The 6,464-nt window shown below is 56.7% G+C and carries 8 protein-coding genes; 2 read left to right on the top strand and 6 right to left on the bottom strand.

The features are described 5' to 3' along the window. The coding region (locus JWR17_RS19095) for an efflux RND transporter permease subunit (protein ID WP_299833738.1) at positions 1-214 on the bottom strand (214 nt) is incomplete at its 3' end. Positions 215-419: 205 nt separating this feature from the next. On the opposite strand from JWR17_RS19095, the gene JWR17_RS19090 reads away from it, so the two are divergent. Then, on the top strand, positions 420-827 hold the full coding sequence (locus JWR17_RS19090) for a hypothetical protein (protein ID WP_299833736.1): 408 nt from the start codon (positions 420-422) through the stop codon (positions 825-827). A 26-nt stretch (positions 828-853) separates the two neighbouring features. Here JWR17_RS19090 and JWR17_RS19085 read toward each other — a convergent pair whose 3' ends face one another. From JWR17_RS19085 to JWR17_RS19075, 3 genes are all read right to left on the bottom strand, one after another. Then, on the bottom strand, positions 854-2,245 hold the full coding sequence (locus JWR17_RS19085; RefSeq protein WP_299833734.1) for a HAMP domain-containing sensor histidine kinase: 1,392 nt from the start codon (positions 2,243-2,245) through the stop codon (positions 854-856). Beyond that, a complete protein-coding gene (locus JWR17_RS19080) occupies positions 2,223-2,906 on the bottom strand; it encodes a response regulator transcription factor (RefSeq protein ID WP_299833732.1) in 684 nt (227 codons plus the stop codon). Before JWR17_RS19080 ends, JWR17_RS19085 begins: the two co-directional genes overlap by 23 nt. A 166-nt stretch (positions 2,907-3,072) precedes the next feature. After that, positions 3,073-3,927, bottom strand: a complete 855-nt coding sequence (locus tag JWR17_RS19075; protein ID WP_299833731.1) for a formate/nitrite transporter family protein — start codon at positions 3,925-3,927, stop codon at positions 3,073-3,075. A 144-nt stretch (positions 3,928-4,071) separates the two neighbouring features. Between JWR17_RS19075 and JWR17_RS19070 the strand changes: the two genes are divergently transcribed. After that, the gene (locus tag JWR17_RS19070; protein WP_299833729.1) at positions 4,072-4,554 is read left to right on the top strand and encodes a GNAT family N-acetyltransferase; all 483 of its coding nucleotides are present in this window, start codon (positions 4,072-4,074) and stop codon (positions 4,552-4,554) included. Here the strand turns inward: JWR17_RS19070 and pncA are convergent. Then, complete coding sequence (gene pncA / locus JWR17_RS19065) at positions 4,543-5,220, bottom strand: bifunctional nicotinamidase/pyrazinamidase (protein WP_299833727.1); 678 nt, start codon at positions 5,218-5,220, stop codon at positions 4,543-4,545. The two genes, JWR17_RS19070 and pncA, sit on opposite strands and share 12 nt — an antisense overlap. A 226-nt stretch (positions 5,221-5,446) precedes the next feature. Then, complete coding sequence (locus JWR17_RS19060; protein WP_299833725.1) at positions 5,447-6,412, bottom strand: D-2-hydroxyacid dehydrogenase family protein; 966 nt, start codon at positions 6,410-6,412, stop codon at positions 5,447-5,449. Between the last annotated feature and the right edge of the window lie 52 nt (positions 6,413-6,464).

Raw genomic sequence — 6,464 nt, 5'->3', positions numbered from 1 at the left:
ACGACCGTTCGTAGGTGTAAATCACCCGCCCGGCCATATCATCGGGGGACAAACCGTTGTACTGCCACACCACGGCGACCACCGGAATGCCGATGTCGGGGAACACGTCAGTAGGGGTTCGCAGGGCCGCCATCGGCCCGACAATGCAGATAAAAATCGCCAACACGATGAACGTGTAGGGCTTAAGCAGTGCGGTCTTTACCAGCCCGAGCATGCCAGGAACCTCCAATGTGGGATGCCTGCAGTTTGCCCGGCCAACTTAAATCTCCGCTTTCAGCCAAATGAATAAATAGTTAATCAGCGCCTTAACTTCCTTTCATAAGGATTCATTTGTCCATCGAAGTTCGGCTTGGCAAGCTTGTCTTCATCGAAAACCCCCGTCTTTGCGGGACAGTATCCACCCCTTGAGGTATGTAAAAATGTCATCTAAATCGTTGTTGCTGGTTCCGATGTTGGGCTTGGTGACTGTTCTTTCCGCCTGCGCGGCCATACCGAAGGCAGACCCGAGCGAGGCCTGGATTGGTTTACAAGAAGATCCCCAGAGTGACTTGCTGGCGGAACGGATCGATGGCAAGCGTATTAATGATGGCCGCTACTTTGAAGTCACGCCGGGTGCACACCGTCTGGACATGACCTTATTTGTCGATGGCATGGGTGATGACAATCAGGAAGAGTGCCAGGCGCATATCGACTTCAATCAGTTCAAGGCTGGCGAGCATTACAAACTGGTAGAGACCAACCTGGGGGAGGAATACCGCGTTAATCTGGAAGACACTCACGGCAAGCAACTGGGCAGAACCAGAGATTTCACCTGCCTGGCGGGTTGAGTCGCCAATAAATCATCAATCTGCTGCTAAGCCAGTGCAGTACTCCGGCGGCATTCAAGAACCAGGCTGGCGCCACCGGCGGCACTGGCGCCAATGTGCAATTTGAAACCGTGCAGGTTGACGATGGCCGCGACGATGGACAGGCCCAGGCCAAACCCGCTTTGCTGGGTATCGCCTTCGCAGCGGTAGAACCGTTGGAACACGGCCTCGCGTTCGGCGACCGGAATGCCGGGGCCGGAGTCTTGAATTTCGATGTGGGTATCGTCGCCGTCGCGGTACGCGCTAAGGATGACCTGGCCGCCTGCCGGGGAAAACTTGATCGAGTTGCTCAGCAAATTGGCCAGCGCTTCAAACAGCAGCGCGCGGTCACCCAGCAACGCAGGCAAAGAAGGCGCCAGACGTAAGTCCAGGGTCAAGCCTTCCTCTTCCGCCATCGGCAGATAGAATTCGTAAAGTTCGTGCAGTAACAGGCTTGGATCAAGCTCGACAAAGCCTGAGCGGCGCTGATGGTCTTCCAGTTCCGAGATACGCAACAGGCCTCGAAAACGCGCCATCAACGTATCCGCTTCAGCAATCACCTGACTCATTTGCAGGGCCTGCTGCGACTCTTCCGGTGACTGCTGTTGAATGCGGTACAGCTGCGCGCGCAAACGGGTCAGCGGGGTTCGCAGGTCATGGGCGATGTTGTCGCAGACACCCTTGACCTCAAACATCAACTTCTCGATACGGTCGAGCATCGCGTTAACGATCACCGCCAACATGTCCAGTTCATCACGGCTGTTCGACACCGGCAGACGACGGGCCATGTCACCTGCAACGATGGACTCCGCGCTGGCCTGAATGGCGCGGATTCGCCTTAACGGTCGACGGCGCAACAAATGCCAGCCCGCCGCGCCAGGAATGATGGTCAGGGACACTGCCCACAACAGTGCATGCCAAATAATGGTGGTCACGGCGAACAGCGAGCCGTTGTCGCGCACCAGTATCAGCCAACGGCCGTCGTGAGTTTGGGTGGCCACCGCGTCGCAGCTGTCTCGCGGCAATTGCGGGTCGTCGGAGTCGATGCAGTTGGGCAGTTGATGAATCTGGCCGTCCAGTGGCAAGTTCGCCGGGATGCTGTTGACCGGGCCACTCATCGGCCTATATTCACTGTCGAACAACCCGTAAGCGTCCACGGCGCGCATGTCGAATTTCTCGCTGGTAGACAGTGCATCGGCCAACTGATAACCCTGAAACCGCGAAAAAAGATGCTGCCGTTGCATCAACGAGTGACGGGCGAGGTCGCTCAGGTAGCCGGTGACCTCCCAATACAGCACGCCCATCAGGATGCCGCTCCAGGCAACGAACAGGAAACTGTACAACGCCAACAAACGGCTGCTCGATGAGCGCCAGCCTTTAGACGGGTTCAGCAATGACATAACCCGAGCCTCGCACGGTCCGGATCAGCGGTGTCAGGCCGGGTGCATCGATTTTTTTGCGCAAGCGGCCAATGTGTACATCAATCAAGTTGGTGCCCGGATCGAAGTGGTAACCCCAGACTTCTTCGAAAATCATCATCCGGGTAATGATCTGTCCGGTGTTGCGCATCATGAATTCCAGCAGCTTATATTCGGTGGGCAGCAAGTTCAGCGCCTGATCACCTCGGCTGGCTTCGCGGCTAATCAAGTTCAGCGCCAAATCACCCACGTGGAGCACGGTTTCCGCTTCGCTGACCGGGTCGCGCCGACGCAACAACACTTCGACCCGGGCGGCCATTTCGTCAGACGCAAACGGCTTGGACAGGTAGTCGTCACCGCCCGCGCGCAAGCCTCGCACGCGCTCATCGACGTCCGACAGGGCGCTGATCATCAAAATCGGTGTGGCAATGCCCAGGGCGCGCAAGGTGGTGACGATGGCCAAACCGTTCACTTCTGGCAGCATGCGGTCCAGGGTGATCAAGTCATAACCGCCGCTGACCGCCCGTACCAAGCCTTCGCGGCCATTGTCGACCCAATCGACTTCGAGTCCATGACTGCTCAATTCAGCTACGATTTCCTGCGCCGTGACGGCGTCGTCCTCGATGGTCAGAATTCGGGTCATAGGGGATTACCTGAAGGGTTACGGCTGAGGAACTATATTTTGCCCCTAAATCTTTGGTTACTTTTTAAAAAATAGTTTAAGTGGCTGCACAGTGTTGGCCGACTTGTCCGCCGCCCACGGCTACAGCCCTTGTGCGCAGGCGCCTTTCCTATTCACTGGAACGGTTCTAATCTTTTTTGCTTTCAGCGTCATTTCCACTTTCACTGCGGATCTGCGCATGGCTGATCAGGGCGAAGATGAAACTGCCGCCAATGATGTTTCCGGCCAGCGTCGGGCCGGCGAAGATCAACCAAAAATCTTTCCACGGCAGCTCTCCGGCAAATACCAGGTACGAGACTTCAACCGAACCGACCACGATGTGGGTGAGATCCCCCAGCGCCATCAAGTAAGTGATAAAGATGATGATCCACATCTTCGCGCTTTCCATGGAGGGAATCATCCAGACCATGGTGGCGATCATCCAACCGGAGATGATGCCTTTGGAGAACATCTGGCTGACGTTGTTTTCCATGACCTTACGCCCGATTTCGAGAAACGCCGCATCGGTTTTAGCGTCGAAAATCGGCAAGTGCAGCATGACGTAAGCCACCAGCAGCGTACCGCATAAATTGCCCACCAACACCACGCCCCACAAGCGCAGCAGACGGCCGAAGTTGTCCAATGTCGGTTTGCTCATGACCGGCAATACGGCGGTGATAGTGTTTTCCGTGAACAGCTGCTGCCGGGCCAGAATTACCGCGAGAAACCCGGCCGAATAGCCAAGGCTGGCAATTACTTTGCTGGCGTCACCCTCGGGTAGATGCGCATTGAATAAGCCCATCGCCATTAGCGAAAGGCCCATGGTCAGACCTGCGGCGAGGGCCGACCACCAGAGCGCTGCAACGCTGCGTTCCAATTCCTGATCCCCTTGCAGGCGAATGGTTTCATGGAGCACTGCCGCACGTGGCGGCTGGTTTTTGTCGACGTCCTTTTCTTCTTCTTCGGACAGCCCTGGAGTTTTGCCATCTGTTTTGCTGACCATAAGAGTCCTTGGTTCGAATGCTGGGAGCTTTAGTTGCGCAAGCAATGCTGCACTGTGCTGGTGGTTAAGACACAATCTGCTGCTCAGCGTTCGCTTCAGGTCGAGAGCGATTGCCGGACACCTTATTTATCCAGGAGAAACACAGTGAGTATCGAAATTCGTGAAGCGACCAGGGCCGATGCCGAGGTGATCCTTGGCTTTATCACCGAACTGGCGATCTACGAGAACGCCGAACACCAGGTATTGGCCAGCGTGGCCGACATCGAACGCAGCCTGTTCGATGAGCCGTCGCCCGCCCAGGCATTGATCTGCTTGCTGGACGGCCAACCGATTGGCTTCGCCGTGTACTTCCTGAGCTATTCCACATGGCAGGGACGCAAGGGGTTGTACTTGGAGGATCTGTACGTTTCGGCTGATCATCGGGGAGCAGGCGCGGGGAAAAAATTGCTTCGCCATCTGGCTAAAATTGCCTACGACAGCGGCTGCGGACGTTTCGAATGGAGCGTGCTGGACTGGAATACGCCGGCCATCGACTTTTACAAGTCCATCGGCGCTGAACCCCATGAAGAATGGGTGCGTTACCGATTGGCCGGTGACACGTTGAAAAGCTTCGCGCTAGGCGAGTAACGGCTGCGGCCATTGCTCAAATAGTTCGTGGGACTCGATGCGTTGCACACCGGCCATCAGCATGGTTTCCCACGCGCTCTGTAATGAGCCGTCGAGGTCAATGGCGCGGCAAGCGTCGGCGATCACAACGGTGGTCAATCCTTCGGCACGAGCATCTTGTGCCGACCAGGCTACGCAGAAGTCCAGCGCCAGGCCGGCCACAAATACAGTATCAATCCCACGGTCCTTGAGGTAACCGGCCAGCCCTGTGCGGGTGCTGCGGTCTGCTTCGAGAAACGCCGAGTAGCTGTCGATGCCGGGGTTACAGCCTTTGCGCAGTATGAGTTGTGCCCTGGGCAGGCGAAGGTCGGCGTGCAATTGCGCGCCATAGGTCTGTTGCACGCAGTGGTCAGGCCATAGGGTCTGCGCGCCGTAGGGCACATGAATGCTGTCGAACGGTTGGCGTTGGTCGTGGCTGGAAGCAAACGATATATGCCCTGGCGGGTGCCAGTCCTGAGTGATAACAATGTTGCGAAAGCGCGCACCGAGTTGATTGATCAACGGCACCAAGGCATCGCCATCCGCCACGGGAAGCTGACCGCCAGGCATGAAATCGTTCTGCATATCGATGACCAGCAGCGCCGAAGATGGGCTAGAGGGTGGTGAAGTGAGACTGTAAGAAGTCATGATCAGCTCCGGCCTGGGGCGTTGTCCGCCGGGGCGGAAAGATCCAGTGTGCCTGAGGCAGAGCAGAACAATAAGACGTGATTGGGTGCGTTTATCAATAAACCGATGAATTTTTCGGTGAGCCTGGTCTGTAGGAGCCAACTTGTTGGCGACGTGACACATCTGTCACCGCGCGCTGGCTTCTCGCCAACATGTTGGGTCCTGCAGAGGGGGCGTGTGGGCTGCTTTAGCCAAACACCCGAATCGGCTTGCCGCCCTGCCATGCCTGAATGTCTTCGATCATCTGGCTAAAGAACGTCCGGTAGTTGTTTTCGGTGACGTAGCCAATGTGCGGAGTGGCCAGCACGTTGGTCAGGGTGCGAAACGGATGGTCAGCGGGCAAGGGTTCTGGCTCGAAGACATCCAGTGCGGCACCGGCGATGCCACCGCTTTGCAGCAGGCTGATCAACGCGGCCTCGTCGATGATCGGTCCGCGCGCAGTGTTGATCAGGTAGGCGGTGGGCTTCATCCAGCTCAGCGCTTGGGCGTCGACGATACCGCGGCTGCGGTCGCTCAACACCAGGTGCACGCTCAGTACGTCAGATTGTTCAAACAGCTCGCGCTTGGTGACGTAGGTCACGCCAACTTCTGCAGCACGTTCGCTGGTGAGGTTTTCACTCCAGGCAATGACTCGCATACCAAATGCCTGAGCGTATTTGGCGACCCATTTGCCGATGCTGCCCAGACCGAGAATGCCCAGGGTTTTACCATACAGATCACTGCCCAGGCCGATCTGCCAGCCACCATCGCGCAGCGAATTGGCTTCCCCCACCAAATTTCGGGTAATGCCCATGATCAAGGCCCATGTCACTTCCGGCGCGGCGTTCTTATAACTGTCGGTGCCGCACACCTGGATACCGAGGCGCGCCGCAGCGGGCAGGTCGATGGCGGCATTGCGCATGCCGCCGGTAACCAATAGCTTCAAGCGTGGCAGCTGGCTTAATAAGGCCTCGTTGAACTGCGTGCGCTCACGCATTAAGCAAATGATTTCGAACGATTCCAGGCGAGACACCATGGTCGCTGTGTCAGCCGGGAACTCATGCAGGAAGGTCACGTCGGCAATTGAATCAAGAACCGTCCAGTCCACCACGTTGCTGGCTACAGATTGCCAGTCGTCAAGAACGGCAATACGTAGAAGGGAATGCTCAGTCATTCAGGGTGCCTCGCCAAAAGGATGCGTTGGAATTATGGAATGTTAGAGCCTT

It is taken from the genome of Pseudomonas sp., assembly GCF_028293835.1.
GTDB lineage: Bacteria > Pseudomonadota > Gammaproteobacteria > Pseudomonadales > Pseudomonadaceae > Aquipseudomonas.
The sequence above is the reverse complement of the archived record's forward strand: the minus strand, read 5'-3'. Positions and strand labels throughout refer to the sequence as shown.